18 protein-coding genes and 1 pseudogene are annotated in these 23,333 nt (G+C 45.7%); 1 reads left to right on the top strand and 18 read right to left on the bottom strand.

From position 1 onward, the window contains the following. The 5 genes and pseudogenes from carB to secA form a co-directional block, all read right to left on the bottom strand. Positions 1-822 (bottom strand): annotated as a pseudogene (gene carB, locus IQR33_RS06980) (carbamoyl phosphate synthase large subunit); the annotation flags it as partial. A 16-nt stretch (positions 823-838) separates the two neighbouring features. After that, positions 839-1,978 carry a glutamine-hydrolyzing carbamoyl-phosphate synthase small subunit gene (carA, locus tag IQR33_RS06985; RefSeq protein WP_017633620.1) on the bottom strand — a complete coding sequence of 380 codons (1,140 nt, stop codon included), beginning with the start codon at positions 1,976-1,978 and terminating at the stop codon, positions 839-841. A gap of 481 nt (positions 1,979-2,459) precedes the next feature. Beyond that, positions 2,460-3,269 carry a 4-hydroxy-tetrahydrodipicolinate reductase gene (dapB, locus tag IQR33_RS06990; protein WP_005381860.1) on the bottom strand — a complete coding sequence of 270 codons (810 nt, stop codon included), beginning with the start codon at positions 3,267-3,269 and terminating at the stop codon, positions 2,460-2,462. Between the two features lie 110 nt (positions 3,270-3,379). After that, entirely contained in the window at positions 3,380-3,778 is a 399-nt protein-coding gene (gene mutT, locus IQR33_RS06995) for an 8-oxo-dGTP diphosphatase MutT (RefSeq protein WP_005387387.1), read from the bottom strand. A gap of 155 nt (positions 3,779-3,933) precedes the next feature. After that, positions 3,934-6,663: a preprotein translocase subunit SecA gene (gene secA / locus IQR33_RS07000; protein ID WP_193837549.1), complete on the bottom strand. Its 2,730-nt coding sequence runs from the start codon at positions 6,661-6,663 to the stop codon at positions 3,934-3,936. A 407-nt stretch (positions 6,664-7,070) separates the two neighbouring features. On the opposite strand from secA, the gene IQR33_RS07005 reads away from it, so the two are divergent. Continuing rightward, entirely contained in the window at positions 7,071-7,529 is a 459-nt protein-coding gene (locus IQR33_RS07005) for a DUF721 domain-containing protein (protein ID WP_033906094.1), read from the top strand. 113 nt (positions 7,530-7,642) lie between these two features. Here IQR33_RS07005 and lpxC read toward each other — a convergent pair whose 3' ends face one another. From lpxC to ftsL, 13 genes are all read right to left on the bottom strand, one after another. Further along, positions 7,643-8,560: a UDP-3-O-acyl-N-acetylglucosamine deacetylase gene (lpxC, locus tag IQR33_RS07010; protein WP_005381871.1), complete on the bottom strand. Its 918-nt coding sequence runs from the start codon at positions 8,558-8,560 to the stop codon at positions 7,643-7,645. A 101-nt stretch (positions 8,561-8,661) separates the two neighbouring features. Beyond that, positions 8,662-9,900 carry a cell division protein FtsZ gene (ftsZ, locus tag IQR33_RS07015; protein WP_017633617.1) on the bottom strand — a complete coding sequence of 413 codons (1,239 nt, stop codon included), beginning with the start codon at positions 9,898-9,900 and terminating at the stop codon, positions 8,662-8,664. 30 nt (positions 9,901-9,930) lie between these two features. Further along, on the bottom strand, positions 9,931-11,193 hold the full coding sequence (ftsA, locus tag IQR33_RS07020; protein WP_005372946.1) for a cell division protein FtsA: 1,263 nt from the start codon (positions 11,191-11,193) through the stop codon (positions 9,931-9,933). Continuing rightward, complete coding sequence (locus tag IQR33_RS07025) at positions 11,186-11,968, bottom strand: cell division protein FtsQ/DivIB (protein WP_005387393.1); 783 nt, start codon at positions 11,966-11,968, stop codon at positions 11,186-11,188. Before IQR33_RS07025 ends, ftsA begins: the two co-directional genes overlap by 8 nt. A 192-nt stretch (positions 11,969-12,160) precedes the next feature. Continuing rightward, positions 12,161-13,618, bottom strand: a complete 1,458-nt coding sequence (gene murC, locus IQR33_RS07030; RefSeq protein ID WP_005387395.1) for a UDP-N-acetylmuramate--L-alanine ligase — start codon at positions 13,616-13,618, stop codon at positions 12,161-12,163. Between the two features lie 23 nt (positions 13,619-13,641). Then, a complete protein-coding gene (gene murG / locus IQR33_RS07035; protein ID WP_047102003.1) occupies positions 13,642-14,709 on the bottom strand; it encodes an undecaprenyldiphospho-muramoylpentapeptide beta-N-acetylglucosaminyltransferase in 1,068 nt (355 codons plus the stop codon). Beyond that, a complete protein-coding gene (gene ftsW, locus IQR33_RS07040) occupies positions 14,696-15,904 on the bottom strand; it encodes a cell division protein FtsW (protein ID WP_193837548.1) in 1,209 nt (402 codons plus the stop codon). The genes murG and ftsW overlap by 14 nt, the downstream gene beginning before the upstream one ends. 18 nt (positions 15,905-15,922) lie before the next feature. Next, the gene (murD, locus tag IQR33_RS07045) at positions 15,923-17,236 is read right to left on the bottom strand and encodes a UDP-N-acetylmuramoyl-L-alanine--D-glutamate ligase (RefSeq protein ID WP_033906092.1); all 1,314 of its coding nucleotides are present in this window, start codon (positions 17,234-17,236) and stop codon (positions 15,923-15,925) included. 39 nt (positions 17,237-17,275) lie between these two features. Then, positions 17,276-18,358, bottom strand: coding sequence for a phospho-N-acetylmuramoyl-pentapeptide-transferase (gene mraY, locus IQR33_RS07050; protein WP_005372931.1), 1,083 nt, complete (start codon positions 18,356-18,358; stop codon positions 17,276-17,278). Beyond that, positions 18,358-19,722 (bottom strand): UDP-N-acetylmuramoyl-tripeptide--D-alanyl-D-alanine ligase, encoded by a 1,365-nt coding sequence (locus IQR33_RS07055; protein WP_172563375.1) that lies wholly within the window; start codon positions 19,720-19,722, stop codon positions 18,358-18,360. Before IQR33_RS07055 ends, mraY begins: the two co-directional genes overlap by 1 nt. Then, positions 19,719-21,200: a UDP-N-acetylmuramoyl-L-alanyl-D-glutamate--2,6-diaminopimelate ligase gene (gene murE, locus IQR33_RS07060; RefSeq protein ID WP_171344379.1), complete on the bottom strand. Its 1,482-nt coding sequence runs from the start codon at positions 21,198-21,200 to the stop codon at positions 19,719-19,721. The genes IQR33_RS07055 and murE overlap by 4 nt, the downstream gene beginning before the upstream one ends. A gap of 62 nt (positions 21,201-21,262) precedes the next feature. Next, positions 21,263-23,056, bottom strand: a complete 1,794-nt coding sequence (locus tag IQR33_RS07065; RefSeq protein ID WP_086046525.1) for a penicillin-binding transpeptidase domain-containing protein — start codon at positions 23,054-23,056, stop codon at positions 21,263-21,265. Then, positions 23,053-23,333, bottom strand: a 281-nt coding sequence (gene ftsL / locus IQR33_RS07070; protein WP_228013784.1) for a cell division protein FtsL, incomplete at its 5' end; no start/stop codon positions are given. The genes IQR33_RS07065 and ftsL, both read right to left, overlap by 4 nt.

The following is a 23,333-nucleotide window of genomic DNA, read 5'->3' on the forward strand; positions in this document are numbered from 1 at the left end:
CTCACGTAGAACGGCTAGCGATGCATTACGCATAAGCTGGTATTCTTTGTCAGTCAGTGTTTGTGCTGGAGCAACCGTGATTGAGTCACCCGTATGGATGCCCATTGGGTCAAAGTTCTCGATTGAACATACGATGATACAGTTGTCCGCTTTGTCACGAACGACTTCCATTTCGTACTCTTTCCAACCGATGAGTGACTCATCGATAAGAAGTTCGTTGGTCGGAGATAAGTCCAGACCGCGACGACAGATTTCTTCGAACTCTTCTTTGTTGTACGCGATACCACCACCAGTGCCACCCATGGTGAACGATGGACGAATGATACAAGGGAAGCCAACCATATCTAAAACTTTGTAAGCTTCTTCCATGCTCTTCGCTGTATCTGCGCGAGGACACTCAAGGCCGATAGACTTCATCGCTTTATCAAAACGAGAACGGTCTTCCGCTTTGTCGATTGCATCAGCCGTTGCACCAATCATCTCTACGCCAAACTCTGCGAGAACGCCGTGCTTCTCTAAATCTAACGCACAGTTAAGTGCTGTCTGACCACCCATAGTTGGCAGAACTGCATCAGGACGTTCTTTCTCGATGATCTTGCGTACAACTTCCCACTGAATCGGCTCAATGTAAGTCGCATCTGCCATCTCTGGGTCAGTCATGATGGTTGCTGGGTTAGAGTTAACCAGGATAACTCGGTAGCCTTCTTCGCGAAGAGCTTTACACGCTTGTGCGCCAGAGTAGTCAAACTCACATGCCTGACCGATAACAATCGGACCAGCACCAAGAATTAGAATACTTTGAATGTCAGTACGTTTTGGCATTATCTACTACTCCGAATTAAGCGCTGTGTTTTTTGATTAGTTCGATAAAGTGGTCAAATAGCGGTGCCGCGTCATGTGGACCTGGGCTCGCTTCTGGGTGACCTTGGAAGCTAAATGCTGGCTTGTCTGTGCGGTGGATACCTTGCAAAGAGCCATCAAATAGCGATACGTGAGTAGCACGTAAGTTTTCCGGTAATGTTGCTTCATCTGCCGCAAAGCCGTGGTTTTGCGAAGTGATCATCACAACGTTACGCTCTAAATCTTTTACTGGGTGGTTTGCACCGTGGTGACCAAACTTCATTTTCACCGTTTGCGCACCTGATGCTAGCGCCAGAATTTGGTGACCTAGACAAATACCAAAAATTGGCAAGCCTTTTTCTAGGAACACTTTGGTTGCTTCAATCGCGTAAGTACATGGTTCTGGGTCACCAGGGCCGTTCGATAAGAATACGCCATCTGGATTTAGTGCCAGAACTTCTTCCGCTGACGTTTCTGCAGGTACAACCGTTAAGCGGCAGCCGCGGTCAACCAACATTCGTAAGATGTTGCGTTTTGCGCCAAAGTCGTAAGCGACAACGTGGTATGGCAGCTCGCTGTCATCTTTCGCCTCTGGAAGTCCACCTTCAAGCGTCCACGAACCTTGCTTCCATTGATACGCTTCTTTTGTTGTAACTTCTTTCGCAAGGTCCATTCCTTTTAAGCCTGGGAATTCTTTTGCTTTCGCTAGTGCCAAAGCTTCGTCTAGGTTGTTGCCCGCAACAATACAGCCGTTTTGAGCACCTTTTTCACGCAGGATACGAGTGAGCTTACGAGTATCGATATTAGCGATGCCAACGATATTTTGAGACTTAAGATAATCAGAGAGGGATTGTTCGTTACGGAAGTTAGAAGCGATTAGAGGAAGATCGCGAATCACAAGGCCTTGTGCATGAATGGAAGAGGATTCTTCATCTTCGGAAGTGGTTCCGGTATTGCCAATGTGAGGATAAGTGAGAGTGACGATTTGCTGAGAATAGGAAGGATCAGTGAGGATTTCTTGATACCCCGTCATCGAGGTATTAAAAACGACTTCACCAACGGAAAGACCATCTGCCCCTATGGACACTCCGCGGAACACTGTCCCATCTTCTAGGACCAACAGTGCTAATTTACCCAAGACAACCTCCAGAATAAAAATGCAAAAAAAATAAATCAAACTGCAAACATGCCTTCCTTTACCTATAAAATCTACATAAATAGGTATTTCAGACAAATTGGCGGTATTCTAAAGTTGGACTCGAAACCTGTCAACCTACAATCAAAAATAAATGATTAATTTCTAGCGAGTAAGGTCATTTTGAATCAGTAAGGCCCAAAAAGATAACTTTTACATGCTATTACATAGAGAGGCATAGAGGTTTAATGAATTTTACAAATTTGAACTTTTTAGAGATCACAAAAAAGTATGAGTTTTTCACGCAAACGTTCACTCAACAAAAAAGATATTAGTTTTTAGACATTAAAACCAAAAACACCCACAAAACAACTAAAACAACAACAAAAGTAAGCACCAAAATACTTTCTGTTAGAATCATTTCATTTACAAATAATTCTATAGATATAAAAAAGCCGGCTACCGCCGGCGAATAATTATGTATTTAGAGTTCATTCAATCCCAAAACATCTGTCATGGTATAAAAGCCCGCTGGTTTGGCACTCAACCAAACAGCGGCCTTGACGGCGCCATTAGCAAACGTCATACGATCGGTCGCTTTGTGCGTTATCTCCACTCGTTCCCCAATATCAGCAAACATGGCTGTGTGCTCACCGACAATATCGCCAGCGCGAATTGTAGCAAAGCCGATCTCATCTTTAGTACGTTCACCTGTGATACCTTCTCGCGCATAGACAGCTACATCATTCAGCTTGTTGCCCATCGCACCAGCAATGGCTTCGCCCATCCCGATAGCGGTACCAGAAGGAGCATCAACTTTATGACGATGATGTGCTTCGACAATCTCAACATCACAGTAGTCGCCCATCACTTTGGCTGCTTTCTCAAGAAGCTTAAATACTAGGTTCACACCAACAGAGTAGTTAGGAGCCATGACAACAGGCACTTGCTTAGCGGCTTCGTCAATTAGTTCACGCTCTGCATCACTGAAACCAGTCGTCCCAATCACAATACTCTTTCCATGCTTCTTACACAGTTCAAGATTCGCCAACGTACTTACTGGGGCAGTAAAATCGATGATTACATCAAAATTATCGACGTCTTTAGCAAGATCATCCGTTAAGAACACATCGAATTTGCCTTCACCACAAAGTTCACCGATATCGACACCGACAAGTGAGGACTCAGGTCGTTCTGATCCCGCGCTCACTGTCGCCTCTGGGTTAAGGTGTGAAGCTTTAACCAAATTACGGCCCATTCGGCCTGCTGCTCCTGCGATTGCAATACGAACCATTGCGCTTTCTCTCCTTCTCTGGATAACGAGGTTTGCTCTCGTTCTCTCGTTTCGCTTAATCTGTTTAAACTAACAACATACCGTGGTTACCACAAGCAAGTTCATCAGGCTTAAGCGAACTCTTTTACGACACGCTCCAAGATAGGCACGTTCGCTTCAGGAAAGGCATAGTTACCCAATTCTCTTATCTCAACCCAGCGACCTTCTTGACCTTCTCGGCCGTAAGGCTCATTACTGAACTTAGATACCGTAATAAAATCAAACTTAAGTGATTTGTCTGGATAGTCATATTCCAAATGCTCGAAAAGGGCTTGCTCAGTAACTTCAATTCCTACTTCTTCTTCAAGTTCTCTTGCTAGAGCATGTTCAATACTTTCTCCTGACTCGACTTTCCCGCCGGGAAACTCCCAAAACCCGCCTTTATGCTTGTCGTCTGGACGCTTTGTAATAAAAATTTTTGATTTGTCTTGGTTAAAAATAATAGCCGCGACTATGTGAATTCTTTTCATAGGGGTTCCTAACTCTCAAGCCGTTACACTTCAACGGTCTTTGCATCTCTAAAACTATCCGATGCTATCAAAACTTATGAAATTCGACAGCCACAGAATTTGCTTAAAAAAAGAGCCGCCTAGGCGACTCTTTAAAAAATTATCTGACTAATACGTTAGTCGATCTTGCCGTGGCACTGTTTATACTTCTTACCACTACCACAAGGGCAAGGCTCATTGCGACCTACTTTACGTTCATCACGTACCATTGGCTGACTTGAACCTTCTTCAGATTCTTCACCTTCAGAAAGAGGGTTTTGTGCTGCTGCGTGTTGCGCTTGAGCACGACGAGCGGCCTCTTCAGCTTGCGCACGACGTTGCTCTTCCATACGTTCAACTTCTTCTTGTTGCTGGACTCGAACGCGAGATAGAACAGTAATCACATCAGTTTTCAGCGCTTCTAGTAGACCTTCAAACAGTTCAAACGATTCACGCTTGTATTCCTGTTTCGGGTTCTTCTGCGCATAGCCGCGTAAGTGAATACCCTGACGCAAGTGATCCATTGCTGCCAAGTGCTCTTTCCAAAGCGTATCCAGAGTTTGAAGCATAACCGATTTCTCGAAGTTACGAAGCACTTGCGCACCCACCACTTCCTCTTTCTCTTTATACACTTCAACGGCTAGATTGATGATCTTCTCGCGTAGCGCCTCTTCGTAAAGCTTATCGTCTTCTTCAAGCCATTGCTTCACTGGCGCATCAAGATCGAAGTCTGCTTTCAGGCGCTCTTGCAGACCTTCAACGTCCCACATATCTTCTAGTGATTGTGGCGGGATGTACTCATCAACAACCGCTGTTAGCACATCTTCACGGTTTTGCTCGATCATACCGCTGATGTCTTCAACGTTCATCAATTCGTCGCGCAGCTCGTAGACAACCTTACGCTGATCGTTCGCCACATCATCGTATTCTAGTAGCTGCTTACGGATATCAAAGTTACGACCTTCCACTTTACGCTGTGCTTTTTCAATTGAGCGAGAAAGCATTTTCGATTCAATTGCTTCACCTTCTTCCATACCACTTTGGATAAGGCTCGCCATACGATCAGAAGTGAAAATACGTAACAAAGAGTCTTCCATAGATAGGTAGAAGCGAGATGAACCCGCATCTCCTTGACGACCAGAACGACCACGTAGCTGGTTATCAATACGGCGAGATTCGTGGCGCTCAGTACCAATGATGTGTAGACCACCAGCATCTAGTACTTGATCATGTACCACTTTCCACTCTGCTTTAATCACATCGATTTGTTCTTGAGTTGGGTTCTCCAAAGCTTCCACTTTTGATTGCCAACTACCGCCAAGCACAATGTCCGTACCACGACCGGCCATGTTGGTCGCGATAGTTACCGCACCAGGCATACCCGCTTCAGCAACAATTTCCGCTTCCTTTTCATGGAATTTCGCATTCAATACGTTGTGTTTGATCTTCGCTTTCTTCAATGCGTTAGAAAGAAGTTCTGATTTTTCAATCGATACTGTACCAACCAATGTTGGCTGACCTTTCGCAACGCGCTCTTTGATATCTTCAATGATTGCAGCAAACTTCTCAGCTTCGGTACGGTACACCACATCCGGCATATCGTTACGAATCATTGGTTTGTTGGTTGGGATAACCACCGTTTCCAAGCCATAAATAGATTGGAACTCAAACGCTTCAGTATCCGCAGTACCTGTCATACCAGACAGTTTTTCGTATAAGCGGAAGTAGTTCTGGAAGGTAATCGAAGCCAAAGTTTGGTTTTCGTTTTGAATCTTAACGCCTTCTTTCGCTTCTACTGCTTGGTGAAGACCTTCAGACCAACGACGACCTGGCATTGTACGACCAGTATGTTCATCAACAATTACTACTTCACCTTCGTCAGTCACGATGTAATCAACGTTGCGCTCAAACAACACATGAGCACGCAAAGCGGCATTCACGTGATGTAACATGCTGATGTTAGTCGGAGAGTAAAGTGTGTCACCCTCTTCCATAAGACCATTTTTCACCAACAGTTCTTCAACGTACTCTTGGCCCGTTTCTGTGAGGTATACTTGCTTTGATTTCTCATCAACAGTGTAGTGACCATCACCACGATATTCTTCAGAGTCTTCTTTGTCTTGCTTTTTAAGATACGGGATCAAAAGGTTGATTCGGGTGTATAGCTCAGAGCTATCTTCAGCAGGACCAGAAATGATTAAAGGGGTACGAGCTTCATCAATTAGGATTGAGTCCACCTCATCGACAACTGCAAAGAAGCGTTCACGTTGTACGCGATCTTCGCTACGGAAAGCCATATTGTCACGAAGGTAGTCAAAACCAAATTCATTGTTCGTTCCGTACAAGATGTCAGCTTGGTACGCTTCTTTTTTCTCTTGAGGAGGCATGTTTGGCACGTTTACGCCAACAGTCATACCTAAAAATTCAAATAGAGGGCGGTTTGTCTCTGCATCACGTTTAGCTAGATAATCGTTCACTGTTACAATATGAACGCCTTTACCAGCTAGGGCATTTAGGTAAGCAGGAAGCGTTGCCGTCAGCGTTTTACCTTCACCCGTACGCATTTCAGCGATTTGACCCGCATTTAGAACCATACCACCGATAAGCTGGACGTCGAAGTGGCGCATACCGTAGACACGCTTAGATGCTTCACGAACCGTAGCAAAAGCTTCTGGAAGTAGTTTATCAAGAGTTTCACCCTTATCTAGGCGCTCACGGAATTCAACCGTCTTTGCTTTTAACTCTTCGTCACTTAGAGCCTCGAATGTTGGCTCATAGTTATTAATTTCTTTTACAATTTTTCTAAGGCGGCGCAGTGTTCGGTCGTTGCGACTGCCAATCACTTTTGTCAGTAGCTTAGTTATCATTTTTCGTGAATCTCTCTTTATTCAGACCGTTCCCGATCTACTCATAATGCCTTCAGTCTCTGCCAGTTTGGAACTAAGAATACTGAGATAAATCATTTATCAAAGATATTGAGTTCAAACATCCATATTTCAAGGCTAAGTTTTGAAACAATGTGGCTTAGTGTAAGGATTTTTAATCGATACAACCATAAATAGACGTATTTGTTTGAAGCACTCTGAAGTTTTTACTTAAAGTGGTGACTGATTAGCCGATATTGCATACCGCAATATGTGTAATCCATCCAGAGCAAACTTTGCTTTTTACCTTGCTACATTGTAAAACTGAAGCTAAAGACGTTAATGTAAACTATACCTTGATAGAAAGCTGCTCTAGAATAGCTATATCTCAACAAAATTAGATTTTACCTATGCGTGATCACCGTCCAACCTCGACTGAAGATGTTATTGCTGAGTCACAGTTCAAGCAGATTCAAGAACATGCTGGAGAAATCTTACAGCTTAACCAAGCTTTGCAAGAGGTCTTACCCACGGGGACGGCCGATCATTGCCGAGTAGCGAATGTTCGTAACGGCCATCTATTGATCGATGTCTCTAGTGCCGCGATCAAAATGAAGATCGATTACGATCGCCTCATGATCCTAAATAAACTTCGTACTCAAGGCTTTGCCAAGCTGATGAGCGTTGAAGTGAGGATCAATCCTTCACTATATCGAAACCGCTTTCAACAAGACGACAGACCTAAGCGTCCACCACTAACCGAATCTGCAGCAAAGTCATTAATGACGATTGCCGACATGGCGCCACCGAAAATTCAAGAGCGTTTAAAACGATTAGCCGATATGGCAGAAAAGGAAGATCGTAAGTGAACGTTATTTCAATATGCTGAAAGCTTGAATGTTATTGATAAATCCAGGATTAAAGCCAAATAGCAAAAAACCAGGCATAAGCCTGGTTTTTTATTAATTCTAATGCCAAGTATTTACGCAAGCACCATATTTGGTTCTGCGAATGCTACTGGTGAGCCGACTTCTTCTTCGAATGTAGTCCACTCCCACGCTTCCTGATCTGCAAGAACAGCACGTAACAGTTGGTTATTTAAACCGTGGCCAGATTTAAAGGCACGGAATTCACCAATGATTGGGTGGCCACACATGTAAAGGTCACCAATCGCATCCAACACTTTGTGAGTCACAAACTCATTTTCAAAGCGTAGACCTTCTTCATTAAGAATACGGTAATCATCCAAAACGATAGCATTGTCAAAACTACCACCCAAAACTAGGTTTTGAGATTGTAGATATTCGATATCACGCATAAAGCCAAACGTACGTGCTCGAGAAATCTCACGAACAAAGCCTTTTGACGAGAAATCAAACAGCAAACGTTGCTCGTCTGATTCAATCGCTGGGTGATTAAACTCAATTTCGAAGTCCATACGGAAGCCGTTAAATGGTACAAATTCTGCCCATTTATCACCATCTTCAAAACGAACTGGCTTTTTGATGCGGATGAAGCGTTTTGGCGCATTTTGCGTTTCGATACCTGCTTGTTGTAGCAAGTATACAAATGGGCTTGCACTACCATCCATGATCGGAATTTCAGGTGCGTCTACTTCGACAACAATGTTATCGATGCCCATACCAGCAAGTGCCGCATTCAAGTGCTCAACAGTTGAAATACGCACACCTTCATCGTTTACCAATGCAGTACAAAGCATGGTGTCACGAACCGAAGCTGGATCAGCTGGAAAATCTACAGGTGGATTTACATCTGTACGACGGTAAATGATACCTGTATTTGCAGCAGCCGGGCGCAGAGTAAGTGTGACTTTACGACCAGAGTGGAGACCCACACCAGTTGTTTTCACTATTTCTTTCAGAGTACGTTGTCTGATCATCTGCTTGCCTCTCAAAAATTTGCTACAAAACACGGCCGTCTGTAACGTCGACCGTGAATGCTACCATAATTTTGAGCCATGTCAAATTTATGGGTTAAAGATTAATCAGCCTGACGACGCAAAAATGCCGGTATATCTAAATAACCACTTTCCTTTTCTTGCTTTGGAGCCGCAGAACTTTGGCTCGACGAAGCTGGAGAAGAAGGAGCAGTGTTTGTCGGCTGAGGAGTTACCTGTGGCTTCTCTTGCACTTGATTATTTTGCAAGGTCTGTGCCGGTTTTTCTTCAGCTTGCGTTGCCGCTGCTTGTTGCTGTGGTTGAGCTTGCGGCGTCGGTGCCACTTTAGCTTTACCACCCGCAACTAGCGTGATATCTGGCTTTTTCTCATTACCAATACCTGTCGCTACAACTGTTACGCGGATTTCGTCAGTCATATCAGGGTCTAGAGAAGTACCGATAACAACAGTCGCATTGTCAGAAGCGAATGCCTTCACTGTATTACCAACCGTCTCAAACTCGTCAAGACGCATATCCAGACCAGCAGTAATATTGACAAGAACACCACGAGCGCCCGCTAGATCGATGTCTTCCAGAAGTGGGCTAGAAATTGCCATTTCAGCCGCTTCTTCAGCACGGTCTTCACCTTTGGCGATGCCGCTACCCATCATTGCGTGACCCATTTCAGACATTACAGTTCTTACGTCCGCAAAGTCGACGTTGATCATGCCAGGGCGAGTAATTAGCTCAGCAATACCTTGAACGGCATTCTTAAGAACATCGTTAGCGCTTGCAAAAGCTTCTAGTAGTGTTACACCACGACCAAGTACTTTAAGTAGCTTTTCGTTTGGAATCGTGATCAAAGAGTCAACATGCTTAGACAGCTCATCGATACCTTGCTCAGCAAATGCCAAACGCTTTTTACCTTCAAAACTAAACGGTTTAGTTACTACCGCTACTGTTAGAATGCCAAGCTCTTTAGCCACTTCAGCAATAACAGGCGCTGCACCAGTACCGGTACCGCCACCCATACCAGCTGCGATAAACACCATATCGGCGCCAGTCAGGGAATCTTTAATTCGATCTCTGTCTTCGAGAGCTGCGTCACGGCCAACCTGTGGATTAGCACCTGCACCCAGACCTTTAGTGATATCACCACCGATCTGAATAACATTGCCAACGCTTGTCTTACGAAGTGCTTGCGCATCAGTGTTGACGCTGATGAATTCCACACCTTCGATGGATTCACGCACCATGTGTTCAACGGCGTTACCACCGCCGCCACCAACCCCAACGACCTTGATTACTGCATCGTCAGACATTTCCATCATCGGTTCAAACATGTGTTGTCTCCGTTTATCCTGCAACTCAGGTTAAAACTCTTTTTGTATCCAGTTACGCAATTTATCGAAAAAGCCAGTTACAGATGAGCGTTTAGGTTCATTATAATCGCTATCGTCGCTAGACTGCATGTCTCTTGCGTAATGAAGTAATCCAACTGCCGTAGAATGGTACGGCTCTTTTACATAGTCAGTTAATCCGCTGACTTCGAGCGGTTTGCCGACCCTTACTTGATTGCGGAATACGCGTTCCGCACATTCTACCACTCCGTCCATTTGCGCAGCACCGCCGGTGAGTACAACTCCCGCAGCCAGATGGTGCTTGATACCCTCTTCGCGCAATTTTGCTTGTACAGAGTCGATAGTTTGGTTAACCAGTCCCATAAGCTCAGAGTAGCGTGGCTCAATCACTTCTGACAACGTTTGACGTTGCAGGCTACGTGATGGTCGTCCACCTACGCTTGGTACATTAACCGTGTCATCCTTACTGACCAGTTCACTCAAAGCACAGCCATATTTGACTTTTATTTCTTCAGCATCGCTCACTGGCGTGCCAAAAGCAAAAGCAATATCACTGGTTACAGCATTTCCTGCGTACGAAAATACTTCTGTGTGACGTAACGCACCGCCAGTCCAGATGGCCACATCCATCGTGCCGGCACCAATATCAACCACACAAACTCCAAGCTCTCTTTCATCCTCGGTGATTACTGCATTACTAGCAGCAAGCCCAGAAAATACGAGTTGTTCTACTTTAAGGCCGCAGCGTTCTACCGCCTTAATAATGTTGCGTGCCATGTCATTATGGCATGAGATAAGGTGGACACTCACTTCCATTCTTACCCCAGATAAACCAAGCGGATTTTTGATTCCTTCTTGGTAATCAATGGTGAACTCTTGCGGGATCACATGAAGAATTCGCTGTTCATCACCGATTTTAATCGATTTTGCGGTATGGATAGCGCGATCCATGTCTTCTTGAGACACCTCTTCATCAGAAATCGTGCCCATACCTTTTTCAATTCGGCTTGCGATATGCTTACCAGACAACGAAATGAAGACTCGGCTGATCTGGCACTCTGCCATTAATTCAGCTTGATCAATTGCACGTTGTACTGATTTTACAACCGACTCCAAATCATTCACGCCACCTTTATCCATGCCGCGTGAGGGGCTACTACCTGCGCCAATAATATTAATTTGACCGTCTGGTAAAACCTCACCCACTAGAGCCGATACGGTTGCAGTGCCTATATCAAGACCAACAATAATGTTGTCATCAGCGGCCTTAGTCATCTGTACTCTCTTCTAACTCTTGTTCAGGAAACCAACCAACTGCGGCTCCTGTATCGTACCTAAGATCGATATAACTGATTCTTTGCGTGTCACTGCCAAGCTTGTTATAGAGCTTAAAAAAGCGCTCTATACGCTCAAGAAGAGACTCTTTTCCGAGCTCTAATCGAATACCGTTATCAAGGATGATTTGCCAAGCTCGTCGCTCGTTTAATACCAGAGACGATATCGCTAAACCCAATTGCTGAAACTTAGGACTCAAATCACGGTAAGTCTGTAAGACTTCCGGTCCGCTATCTTTGGGTCCGTACAGCTTCACTTTTTCTTCTTGCAACAGAGCAACATCTCCATCAAAAACGAACCCGTTTTTATCTAACAGTTCGTTGCCATTCCAAATGGCTTCTGGTTGATGCTCCGTCAAAAAAACTTTTACTGTATCCGGCCACTGCTTTCGGATTGCGGCATGCGCTACCCATGGCAGAGCTTCGACACTTTGCTGTAATACATCAATATCCTGAGACATAAATGTACCGATGTGATCAATTCGACTAAATGCAGCCTGCACATCGTCAGCTTGGACATACTCCAGTTTCCCCTGAAGTACTATTTTGGAGAGAGGTAACCTTTGGTCATCCCACATCCAACTGATCGCCGCGTACAAAACAGAACTAATTAAAGTCACAACCACAACGAAAAATAACGCACCCAAGATTTTTTCTTGGCGACCACGGTTGTTACCCGTGTTTGGTCGCTCGTCATTCAGTGCAATATTCAACAACGTCTTCGTTTCCTGACTTTTGTCGTGTACTTTTTACCCATATAATTACGCAGAGGTAAAAGTCTTGACTTTAACCTTGGGATTATACTGAGCTCTTGTAAACTATCAAACACTGATAGCAATAAATCACAATGATATTGACGCAAAATCGAGATCTGAGTCTTTATCTGTCCTTCGCATCAACAATATGTGTCAGCCAAGCATCTTGTTTATATTCAATTTAAGACCTGCCAGCTGTTTCGCCACTTTACCAATATCACCCGCACCTTGCGTTAAGATTAGGTCGCCGTCTTGTATAACGTTAGCTAAAACTGAAGGTAATTGCTCGATTTCTGGAACAAAAATCGGATCTACCTTGCCTCGGCTGCGAATTGTGCGACATAAAGCGCGCCCATCAGCACCTGCAATCGGCTTTTCACCCGCTGCGTAAACATCCAGCATGATCAATACATCCACCTGTTCAAGCACATTCGCGAAATCATCGTATAAATCACGAGTACGGCTATAACGGTGCGGTTGGAAAATCATCACCAAACGCTTGTCTTGCCAACCACTGCGTGCTGCATTAATGGTTACATCCACTTCTGTTGGATGATGGCCGTAATCATCAACAAGCATTGCATGGCCGTTGCCAGTATCAAACTCGCCAAGGTGATCAAAACGTCTTCCCGTACCTTGCGTACCAGCCATTGCCTTTAGGATCGCATCGTCTTCAATGTCATCTTCAGTAGCAACCGCAATCGCAGCAGACGCATTCAATGCATTGTGACGACCTGGAATATTCAGCGTGATATCTAAGTTAGCTCGCCCTTTACGTACTACCGTAAATTTGCCTTGCTGCCCCTCTTGACGATAATCTTCAATACGTACGTCGGCATCTTCAGAAAAACCGTAAGTTATCACTTGACGACTAATACGTGGGATTAACTCTCGAACCACAGGATCATCAATGCAAACAATTGCTTGGCCGTAAAACGGTAGATTATGAAGGAAATCGATGAAGGTTTGCTTTAAGGTTTCAAAGTCACCACCATAGGTATCCATATGATCGGCTTCGATATTGGTAACAATGCTCACCATTGGTTGCAAGTGCAGGAATGACGCGTCACTTTCATCTGCCTCTGCAATTAGAATACGACTCGAGCCTAGACGCGCATTTGTACCTGCGCTTTTCACCAAACCGCCATTCACAAACGTTGGATCAAGACCGGCTTCAGAATAGATTTGAGTGACAAGAGCGGTCGTCGTGGTTTTACCGTGTGTACCCGCAACGGCAATACCGTGACGGAATCGCATCAATTCAGCCAACATCTCTGCGCGGCGTACAATAGGGATGCGTAATTCACGTGCCGCCATCACTTCTGGGTTTTCTTCGTTGATCGCCGTTGACACAACAACCACACTTGCTTTTTCTACATTACTGGCTTGATGACCAATAAATACCGTCGCACCTTTTGATACCAAACGCTCTGTCACAGCGTTCTCTGATAGATCAGAACCTGTGATTTGGTAGCCTTCGTTCAACAGCACTTCTGCAATGCCGCTCATGCCCGCACCACCAATACCGATGAAGTGGATGGATTTCACGCGGCGCATCTCTGGCACCATTGCGCGAATCTGAGCTAAGTCTTGTGTATGTTGGATTGTCATCAATTCTATTCTCAATAATTCGGTTAACGCTTTTCGGTCAAAGCGACAATGGCTTGTGCGACAACTCGGTCAGCATTCAATTTTGCAGCGCCACGCGCTTGCTCAGCCATTGTAAGTAAAGCTTGGCGATCCAATTGTTGGATCTGCTGAGTCAGAGACTCAACGGTTAAATCTGGTTGTTCAATCATTTTCGCCGCGCCGCAATCCACCAAGTGGTCTGCATTAAGTGCTTGCTGGCGGTCTTTGTGCATGAATGGAACAAAAATAGCGCCTACACCTGCCGCCGAGACTTCAGAAACGGTTAACGCTCCAGAGCGACAAACTAAAAGGTCAGCCCATGCGTAAGCTTCTGCAACGTCATCAATGAATTCCATTACTTCTGCATTTACCACACCATTAGCTTGGTATGCTGCATTCACTTCTTCGGCGGCACCTTTGCCCGCTTGATGACGAACATAGTAATCTTCGCCCAATTTCGACATCACTTCTGGCAGAGTTTGGTTAAGAATACGTGCGCCTTGGCTGCCACCCATCACCAAAATGCGAATTGGACCTTGGCGCTCTTGCATGCGCTCAATTGGCGCTGCTAATTGAGTCACATCTTCACGAACAGGGTTCCCAACCACTTCGGCATTTGGAAAAGCGCCTGGGAAAGCCTGAAAAACCTTCTTAGCGATTTTCGATAACCATTGGTTCGTTAAACCTGCTACTGCATTTTGTTCATGCAGAACAACAGGAATGCCACTCATCCAAGCGGCAATACCGCCCGGGCCGCTAACATAACCGCCCATACCAAGCACTGCGTCTGGCTGCCAGCGTTTCATGTGAGCACGAGCCTGCATAATGGCATTGATAATTTGAAATGGTGCTGCAAGAAGACGTTTAACGCCTTGACCTCGTAACCCTTTCACTTTGATAAAGTCGATTTCAATGCCATGTTTTGGCACCAAATCCGCTTCCATTCGATCCGCCGTACCTAACCAACGGATCTCCCAACCTTGCTCTTGAAGCTGTTTTGCTACCGCCAAACCTGGGAATACGTGACCGCCAGTACCACCAGCCATCACCATCAAACGTTTATTTTGTTTCATTAGCTTGTTGTTCTGATTGTTGTTCTGATTGTTGTTGCTCGCGTTTCAAGCGGCATTCGTAATCGATACGCAGTAGTATGGACACTGCGACGGACATAATTATTAGACTAGAACCACCATAACTGATGAGTGGAAGTGTTAAACCTTTAGTTGGAACAATACCGGCGGCAGCTCCAACATTAACCAAGGTTTGAAACGCAAACCAAATACCAATTCCGAAAGCCAGATAACCTCCGAACATTTCGCCTTCTTCAAATGCACGCTTGCCGATGTAAACCGCTTTTAGCACCAAGCTAAAAATCAGCATTAAGACCAGCACTACGCCTACGAAACCAAGCTCTTCAGCAAGTACGGCAAACACAAAGTCGGTATGCGCTTCCGGTAGATATTCCAGTTTTTGAATTGAATTACCGAGACCTTGTCCGAACCATTCACCACGACCAAACGCCATCAAAGACTGAGTCAACTGATAGCCACTGCCAAATGGATCTTCCCACGGGTCAAGGAAGGAGGTTACTCGTCGCATACGGTATGGCTCGACGAGAATCAAACCTACTACAGCGCCGATACCAGCCACCATCAAGGCGAGAAACTGGGTTAGTTTTGCACCTGCGATAAAAAGCATGCCAAACAGCGTGACCAGCATCACGACGACCGTCCCCAAGTCTGGCTGACCAAGTAGTAATACTGCGAAGAAGGCAAACACCATGATTGGCTTCATAAAGCCACCAAAGAACGTTTGTCGTACTTCGTCTTGCTTTCGAACTAAGTAACCAGACATGAAGATAAACAGCGATAGCTTCGCGACTTCCGCTGGCTGAAGGTTAAACAGCCCAAGGGGAATCCAACGAGACGCACCATTAACCGACTTACCCGCCAAGAGCACGATGATCAACAGTGCGAAAGAAGCCCAAAGTAAGTAATGGCTCTTCTTAAACCACTCTTGCAAAGGCACTTGCAAAATAACAGCGGAGGTCCCTAACGCCAGCACGAGAAACGTCGCATGACGAAACATAAAGTGGAACGGCTGTTCCGTTAATCGAGAGCTGATTGGAAATGATGCAGAGGTTACCATGACCAAACCAGTCAACATCAAACCCAGTGCAATCCACACTAACTGACGATCAAACATCGCCTCTGGGGCTGGATGCTTGAGCCAATTGCCAATACTGCGTTTAACGTTACCTAAACCCACGAAGTGTGTAACCTTTAATTATGCATATTTCTGAGCAAGAGCAGCGAAAGCATCACCTCTTGCCATAAAGTTGTCGAATTGATCAAAGCTAGCACATGCAGGAGACAGCATCACCATATCACCTGGTTTTAACTGCGAAGATACTTGTTGAATCACATCTTCCATAGTGTCGAAACGTATTGCAGATTCATGCAGTGGCATAAATTCATCGCCATCAGCGCCAAAGCAACACAGTTGCAAGTTAAGCGTCGCGAAGATCGGTTTTAATGGCGAGAAGTCAGCACCTTTGCCAACACCACCAACGAGTAAGTAGAGCTTGCCTGTCGATTCCAAACCAGATAGCGCAGCCATAGTGCTGGCAATATTAGTTGCTTTAGAGTCATTCACCCATTTGACGCCTTGATTATCCGCAACCACCTGGCATCGGTGTGTCAGTCCCGTGTAATTTTTAAGTGCATTCAATGCTTTGTGATAGTTTACGTCCGCAGCTTTTAATAGCGCTAAAGCAACCAGAGCGTTAGATAAGTTGTGCTTACCAACCAACTTAAGCTCATCACTTGCGACAACTCGTTGACCGTGATCGAGCAGCCAAGTACGGTTGCCATCCACCTCGAGACCAAAGTCCTGATTGTCGCTGCCAAATGTCACCAATGGCATCTCTGCGTCTGGGAAGGTTTCTTGATCATCACGGTTCACGACTGCAAGAGCAGCATGGTTAAAAATACGCAACTTAGCTTGTCGATAGTCAGACATGCCTTGATAACGATCCATATGATCTTCAGAAAGATTCAGAAACGCAGCGGCTTTGAGCTTTAAGCTTGACGTCGTTTCTAACTGGAAGCTCGAGAGTTCGAGTACATATAGGTCTGCGTCTTGTTCTAACAAATCCAGAGCAGGCACACCGATGTTACCACCAACGCCAACATCCAAACCTGCAGCGTTAGCCATCACACCTGTGAGGTCGGTTACTGTGCTCTTACCGTTTGAGCCCGTAATCGCAATCACCGGTTTCTGCACCGCCCAAGCGAATAACTCGATATCACCTACTACTGCCGTACCTTTTGCTAATACGGCTTGGATCTCTGGTGTCGCTAGCGCAATACCAGGGTTGGTCACGATAAGATCCGCGTCAGAAAGCCAGTCTGTATTCCAACCACCACTATGCAGTTGAACATCTTCCGGCAAGCGCTCTGCACCCGGAGGATTTACGCGAGTATCAATGACTTTGACCACAAGCTGTGGCTGATTTTTTCTTAGGTGTTTAACGACAGAGAGCCCGGTAATACCGAGCCCTACGACGACAACACTATGTATGTTTTGCCAACGTTCCATATTTGATCACACTGTAAATCTTGTTCTTGGAAAGTGCGATTAACGCACTTTCAATGTCGCAAGACCAATCAGAACAAGAACCATAGAAATAATCCAGAAACGCACGATTACGCGAGGTTCTGGCCAACCTTTCAATTCGTAGTGGTGGTGAATCGGTGCCATACGAAAAATGCGCTGACCACGCAGTTTGTATGAACCCACCTGTAGAATTACCGACAGCGTTTCCATCACAAACACACCGCCCATGATCACCAACACCAACTCTTGACGAACGAGAACAGCAATAGTGCCTAACGCGCCGCCAAGCGCTAGTGAGCCGACATCACCCATGAACACTTGTGCTGGATACGTGTTAAACCACAAGAAACCAAGGCCTGCACCGACGATTGCTGTACATACGACAACCAACTCAGAAGCATGTGGTAAGTATGGAATATGAAGGTATTCAGAGAAGTTAACGTTACCGGTCGCCCATGCAATAACCGCGAAGCCTGCTGCAACAAGAACCGTTGGCATGATTGCCAAACCGTCTAGACCATCAGTCAGGTTAACCGCGTTACTTGTACCTACAATGACAAAGTAAGTCAGAATGATATACATCAAACCAAGCTGCGGCATGATGTCTTTAAAGAATGGCACCACTAGCTGAGTTGCTGCTGTGTCTTTACCGTAAGCATACAATGCGAAAGCGACGACAAACGCGATCAACGACTGCCAGAAGTACTTCCAACGCGCGATCAAGCCATCGGTATTTTTGCGTACCACTTTACGATAATCATCAACAAATCCGACCGCACCGTAGCCAAGTAAGACTGTCAGTACCGCCCATACGTAAGGGTTGGATAAGTCTGTCCATAGCAAAATCGTGATTGAGATGGCCGCTAAGATCATGATACCGCCCATTGTTGGGGTACCACGCTTACTAAAGTGAGATTCAGGACCTTCGTTACGCACTACCTGACCAATTTGCAGCATTTGCAAACGCTTGATCATGATTGGTCCCATCCATAATGACAGACCTAGAGCGGTTAATACGCTTAGGATTGCTCGAAAAGACAAGTATTCAAACAATCGGAAAAAAGACAGGTATGGCTGTAGCAGCTCGGCAAGCCAAATAATCATTAATAATACTCCTTCAAAGCAGCAGCGACTTCAAACATACGTGCACCATTCGCTCCTTTCACCAATATCGTATGGTTTTCAGGAACGGCTTGGTCTAGATGCTGCTTGATGTATTCAATCATCTCTTGGTGCGTCTCAAAATGAATGCCTTGGCAAAGATCACTGATCACCTTGGCGTCTGCACCATATGTGAGAACATGTTCAAATTTTTGTGGGGCAGCATGTTCCCCGACTTGACGATGAAGTGCAAGACTTTCCTCGCCCAATTCCGCCATATTACCTAAAATCAGCCAGCGTTGACCTGGGAAAGCGGCCAATAAATCAACTGCCGCTTTCATGGCTGGCACGCTCGCGTTGTAGCTGTCGTCAATCAATTTTATCTTTTCGCTCAGCGCTTCAACCTCGACGCGACCTTTCACTTTGTTCAAATGTTTAAGGCCAGCACGAACCTCTTCTAATGTGGCGCCCATTTGTAACGCAATAATAGAAGCAGCGATCGCATTCGCAACGTTGTGTTGACCTATAATACCCAGAGACAGTTCAATTTCTTGTGAGCTTGCTGCGATATGTAAGTCAAAGCTTGCTTCACCTGCGACGTTCAATACAATGTTAGAAGCGAAGAAGTCTGCATCAGTATTACTTTGTGAAAAAGTAATGACTTTCTTATCTGCTAACACTTCATCCCACTTGGCTTCACCATTGCTGTCTAGGTTAACAATCGCAATACCACCAGCTGAAAGGCCTTGGTAGATTTCACCTTTGGCTTGTTTCACGCCATCGATAGAACCAAAGCCTTCAAGGTGAGCGGCTGCTACATTGTTCACTAACGCGATATCTGGTTTTACTAACTGAGTCGTGTAAGCAATTTCACCTATATGGTTAGCACCAAGCTCAATCACGGCATAATCATCATCCTGCTGTGAGCGTAATAATGTCAACGGAACACCAATATCATTATTGAAGTTACCCGCCGTGAATAGCACTTTGCCTTTCAATTGCAGGATACTCGCAACCATTTCTTTTACGGTCGTTTTACCGCAACTTCCGGTGATGGCAACGGTAGGTGTTTGGCATGCTTGATGCACCCAAGAAGCAAATTCACCCAATGCAAGTTTGGTATCCGACACCACAATTTGCGGCACATTCACATCTAAGCGTTTTTCCACGAGTAAAGCACCGGCACCTGCATCTACCGCTTGTTGGCAAAAGTTGTGCGCATCAAAGCGCTCCCCTACTAACGCCACAAATAGAGCCCCACGCTCAATCGCTCGTGTATCAGTAGAAACCGCGTCGATAAGTAGATCGTCGCCGAATCGCTCGCCACGTGTGATGTCTGCAATTTGAGATAACGTTACTTTGATCATGAGGTCAATCCTAAAAGTTGCATTGCGGACTCGCGGTCGGAGTAATGAATCGTTTCGCCATTACGAATCTGATAATCTTCATGACCCTTCCCAGCTAACAAGATAATGTCGTTTGGCGAAGCATTTTCAATGGCATAAGACAGTGCTTTGAAGCGGTCATGCTGAACAATCGCTTCAGCAGGTTTTGACAGCCCAGCTAACATGTCTTTCACAATCTGAACCGGGTCTTCGCTGCGTGGGTTATCGTCAGTCAACACCACTCTGTCGCCTAGACGCTCTGCAATTTCCGCCATCATTGGGCGCTTACCTGCATCGCGATCACCACCGCAGCCAAAAATAGCCCACAGCTGGCCTTCACAATGAACTCGTAAAGCTTGCAGCGCTTTTTCTAAAGCATCAGGAGTATGGGCATAATCAACCACGACTTTGGCACGATCCTCAGTTTGGAATAACTCCATTCGGCCGAGTACAGGTTGCAGTTGACCTGCGGTTTCGAGTAACGCTTGTTTCTCTTTACCTAAGCTTAATAAGGTCGCAAAAGCGAGCATTAAGTTGGTTGCATTAAACTCACCAATCAATGGCGCGTGCAATTCACCTGAGCCAAATTTACCATCGAACTTAATAGTAATCCCTGACTCCGCGTAACTGACTTCCGTCGCCCAAATTGCGCTTTCAAATTCAGTATTCGGTTTGAGCGAAACAGCGACCGCATTACTTAACTGCGACGCCCATTGATGACCTACTTCATCATCAACATTGATAATGGCACGTTCACATTGGTGTTGCGTGAACAACCCAAGCTTTGCATTGGCATACTCTTCCATCGTGCCATGGTAATCAAGATGGTCACGACTTAAGTTAGTAAACACGCTCGCCGCAAATGATAATGCTTTGACACGACCTTGCGTCAGGCCATGGGAAGATACTTCTAGCGCGGTGTATGTGGCTTGTTGATTTGCGAGAGAGGAGAGCGTTTTCTGAATTTCAACGGCATTCCCCGTTGTATTCGCAGCTTGTTGCAAGTTATTGAGGAAGCCATTTCCTGTTGTTCCCATTACCGCCGCTTTATGGTCAAGCAGTTCTAGCCATTGCGCTATTAACTGGGTAATGGTGGTTTTGCCGTTGGTGCCGGTGACACCAATCAAATCCATATCAGGGTAAGCATAAAGCTTTCCAGCAATTGCGGATAAACGTTGGTCCAACCTATCAATGTAAATGACGGGAACATCATCAATGATTTCCACCGTACCATGTGTTTTGACATCGCAGGCTTGCGCCAGGGCTGCATTTGCACCTTGCTCAATTGCAGAGGCAATGAATTTACGCCCATCCACAACATGGCCAATCACTGCTACAAACGTGGTTCCAGGTTGAACTCTTCGGCTGTCGAGCTCCAATTCAGAAACAAGAACGGACGATAAGCTAGGGCAATCCACCCAAGGGGAAAGCAGCACGTCCATACTGATGGCTTTAGTCATATTTGTTCTCCGAGCTTTGGCTCAGGTTTTCTTAATTTTGTTTGCTCAGTAAACCACAGGGCTTACTGTTGGAATTTGTTTTCGTCAGGTGCAACATTGAGTATTTGTAGCGCGCCTTTCATGATTTCAGAGAAGACAGGAGACGCTACCGAACCACCATAGTAGTCATCGCCTTGAGGCTCGTTTACGATCACTACTAAAGCAATTCGCGGATCGCTAACCGGAGCAAGCCCAGCCGTGTAGGTGATGTACTCGTCGCTGTACCCACCGGCAGAAGCTTTACGTGATGTACCCGTTTTCGCTCCTACTCGATAACCAGGAACTGCCGCTCTGCGAGCCGAGCCCCCTTTTTGAGTTACGGTTTCCAACATGTCTAATACTTGACGCGCATACTTCGCACTCACCACTTGACGTGACATGTCATGATCATTGCTTTCAATAATATGAATAGGCTCGTATTTGCCAAGGTTTCCAAGCGTCGCATAAGCATGGGCTAGCTGGATTGGTGTAATTGATAGACCGTAACCAAACGCAATCGTGGCGCGTTCAATTGGCGACCAACGAGTTCGTGTAGGAAAAATACCCGTCACTTCCCCAACTAGGTTTAGGCCAGAAAGCTCACCAAAACCCACTGAACTGTACAGCCCAAGAAGCGCCTCTACCGGCATTTGCATTGCTAGCTTCGTCACACCGATATTACTCGACTTTTTAAGGATCGTGGTCAAGCTCGCTTTGCCTACGCGAGAGACATCTCTGACTCGACTACCACCTAAACGTAGGACACCATTACCGGTATCTACGATGGTATCTTTATCGGCTATCCCATTTTCTAAGGCGGCTAAAATAACGAAAGGCTTAATGGTCGAACCAGGCTCCATTGAGTCCGTGATCACTCGGTTACGCATTTGATAGCTTTGCCAATCGCTACGATTGTTAGGGTTGTAAGAAGGAGCATTAACCATGGCCAATACGGCGCCCGTTTTTACATCCAACATGACAACGGAACCTGAAGTGGCGCGGTGGTCCGCAACGGCTTGCTTAATCGCACGATACGCAATCGCCTGTAGGCGCTGATCGATGGTTAACTGAAGTGATTTACCTTCTTGCTTGTCTTGCCAAGCAATGTTTTCCACAACACGACCATAACGGTCTTTACGAATAGTTTTCTTACCCGCCGCGCCAGTGAGCCATTCATCGTAGCTACGCTCCACACCTTCTAGGCCATGCCCGTCAATGCCTGTTACACCGACTAAGTGAGCACTAACCTCACCTGCAGGATAATAACGACGAGATTCCGACTTAAGGCCAACACCTGGCAGCTTTAGCTCACGAATATAGTTCGCCATGGCCGGACTGACCTGGCGCTGCAAGTAGATAAAGCGGCGTTTTTCATTGCGCTTGATTTTGTCTATTAACCCTTGTCGGTCAATACCAAGAACATCCGCTAATGCATGCCAACTTTTGGTCTGGCTTAACGCGTTTTCTTTAAATATCGTGGCAGGATCTGCCCAAACCGCCTCAACCGGTACACTGACAGCAAGCGGCTCACCATTTCGATCCGAAATAATACCGCGAGCAGAAGGAATGGATTTAACACGAACCGAACGTAGGTCACCTTGTTTAATCAGGTTATCTGGCTCAATGATTTGGATGTAGGCTACGCGTGCCACCAAAAGGGCAAATGCACAAAAAACAAAAAACAGTAATAGATGGAAGCGCCAACGAATCAAGAAAGATTCTTCGACCGCCACTTTCACTGCTTTGTTATCGGTTTTCTTATCCCCCGTAGCCGCTTTCTCTTTTGCTACAGGTTTACGCTTATTGGCTTGTTTCGTGTTGGATTTTTTTCTAATCATTTGAGCGTGACAACCACTTCTTTATCGCCATCAGGTCGTTTCATTTCAAGTTCTTTTTTGGCAAGGTCTTGAACACGACTGTGTTCCGCGAGGGCAGTTTCTTCCAACATTAAGTTACGCCATTCGCTATCTAATCGTTCTCGTTCAACCAACGTATGGTCTTTCTCGGTGATCGCTTGACGCGCATGGTGGGTAGCAAATACCACTCCCATTGCCGATGCCACGATCAATAGCAACAACAGTAATGGCCAGCGACCAACAGTGAGGAGATCCGTTG

Source organism: Vibrio sp. OPT46 (assembly GCF_015163535.1).
In the GTDB taxonomy this organism is placed as follows: domain Bacteria; phylum Pseudomonadota; class Gammaproteobacteria; order Enterobacterales; family Vibrionaceae; genus Vibrio; species Vibrio alginolyticus.

Bases quoted from the DNA above. Each gene is read 5' to 3' on its own strand.
- murD (WP_033906092.1), bottom strand. From the start codon at position 17,236: ATGGAACGTTGGCAAAACATACATAGTGTTGTCGTCGTAGGGCTCGGT.
- IQR33_RS07005 (WP_033906094.1), top strand. From the start codon at position 7,071: ATGCGTGATCACCGTCCAACCTCGACTGAAGATGTTATTGCTGAGTCA.
- IQR33_RS07065 (WP_086046525.1), bottom strand. From the start codon at position 23,056: ATGATTAGAAAAAAATCCAACACGAAACAAGCCAATAAGCGTAAACCT.
- murE (WP_171344379.1), bottom strand. From the start codon at position 21,200: ATGACTAAAGCCATCAGTATGGACGTGCTGCTTTCCCCTTGGGTGGAT.
- ftsZ (WP_017633617.1), bottom strand. From the start codon at position 9,900: ATGTTTGAACCGATGATGGAAATGTCTGACGATGCAGTAATCAAGGTC.
- IQR33_RS07055 (WP_172563375.1), bottom strand. From the start codon at position 19,722: ATGATCAAAGTAACGTTATCTCAAATTGCAGACATCACACGTGGCGAG.
- ftsA (WP_005372946.1), bottom strand. From the start codon at position 11,193: ATGACTAAGGCCGCTGATGACAACATTATTGTTGGTCTTGATATAGGC.
- mraY (WP_005372931.1), bottom strand. From the start codon at position 18,358: ATGATTATTTGGCTTGCCGAGCTGCTACAGCCATACCTGTCTTTTTTC.
- dapB (WP_005381860.1), bottom strand. From the start codon at position 3,269: ATGGTTCGTATTGCAATCGCAGGAGCAGCAGGCCGAATGGGCCGTAAT.
- murG (WP_047102003.1), bottom strand. From the start codon at position 14,709: ATGAAACAAAATAAACGTTTGATGGTGATGGCTGGTGGTACTGGCGGT.
- lpxC (WP_005381871.1), bottom strand. From the start codon at position 8,560: ATGATCAGACAACGTACTCTGAAAGAAATAGTGAAAACAACTGGTGTG.
- mutT (WP_005387387.1), bottom strand. From the start codon at position 3,778: ATGAAAAGAATTCACATAGTCGCGGCTATTATTTTTAACCAAGACAAA.
- secA (WP_193837549.1), bottom strand. From the start codon at position 6,663: ATGATAACTAAGCTACTGACAAAAGTGATTGGCAGTCGCAACGACCGA.
- murC (WP_005387395.1), bottom strand. From the start codon at position 13,618: ATGACAATCCAACATACACAAGACTTAGCTCAGATTCGCGCAATGGTG.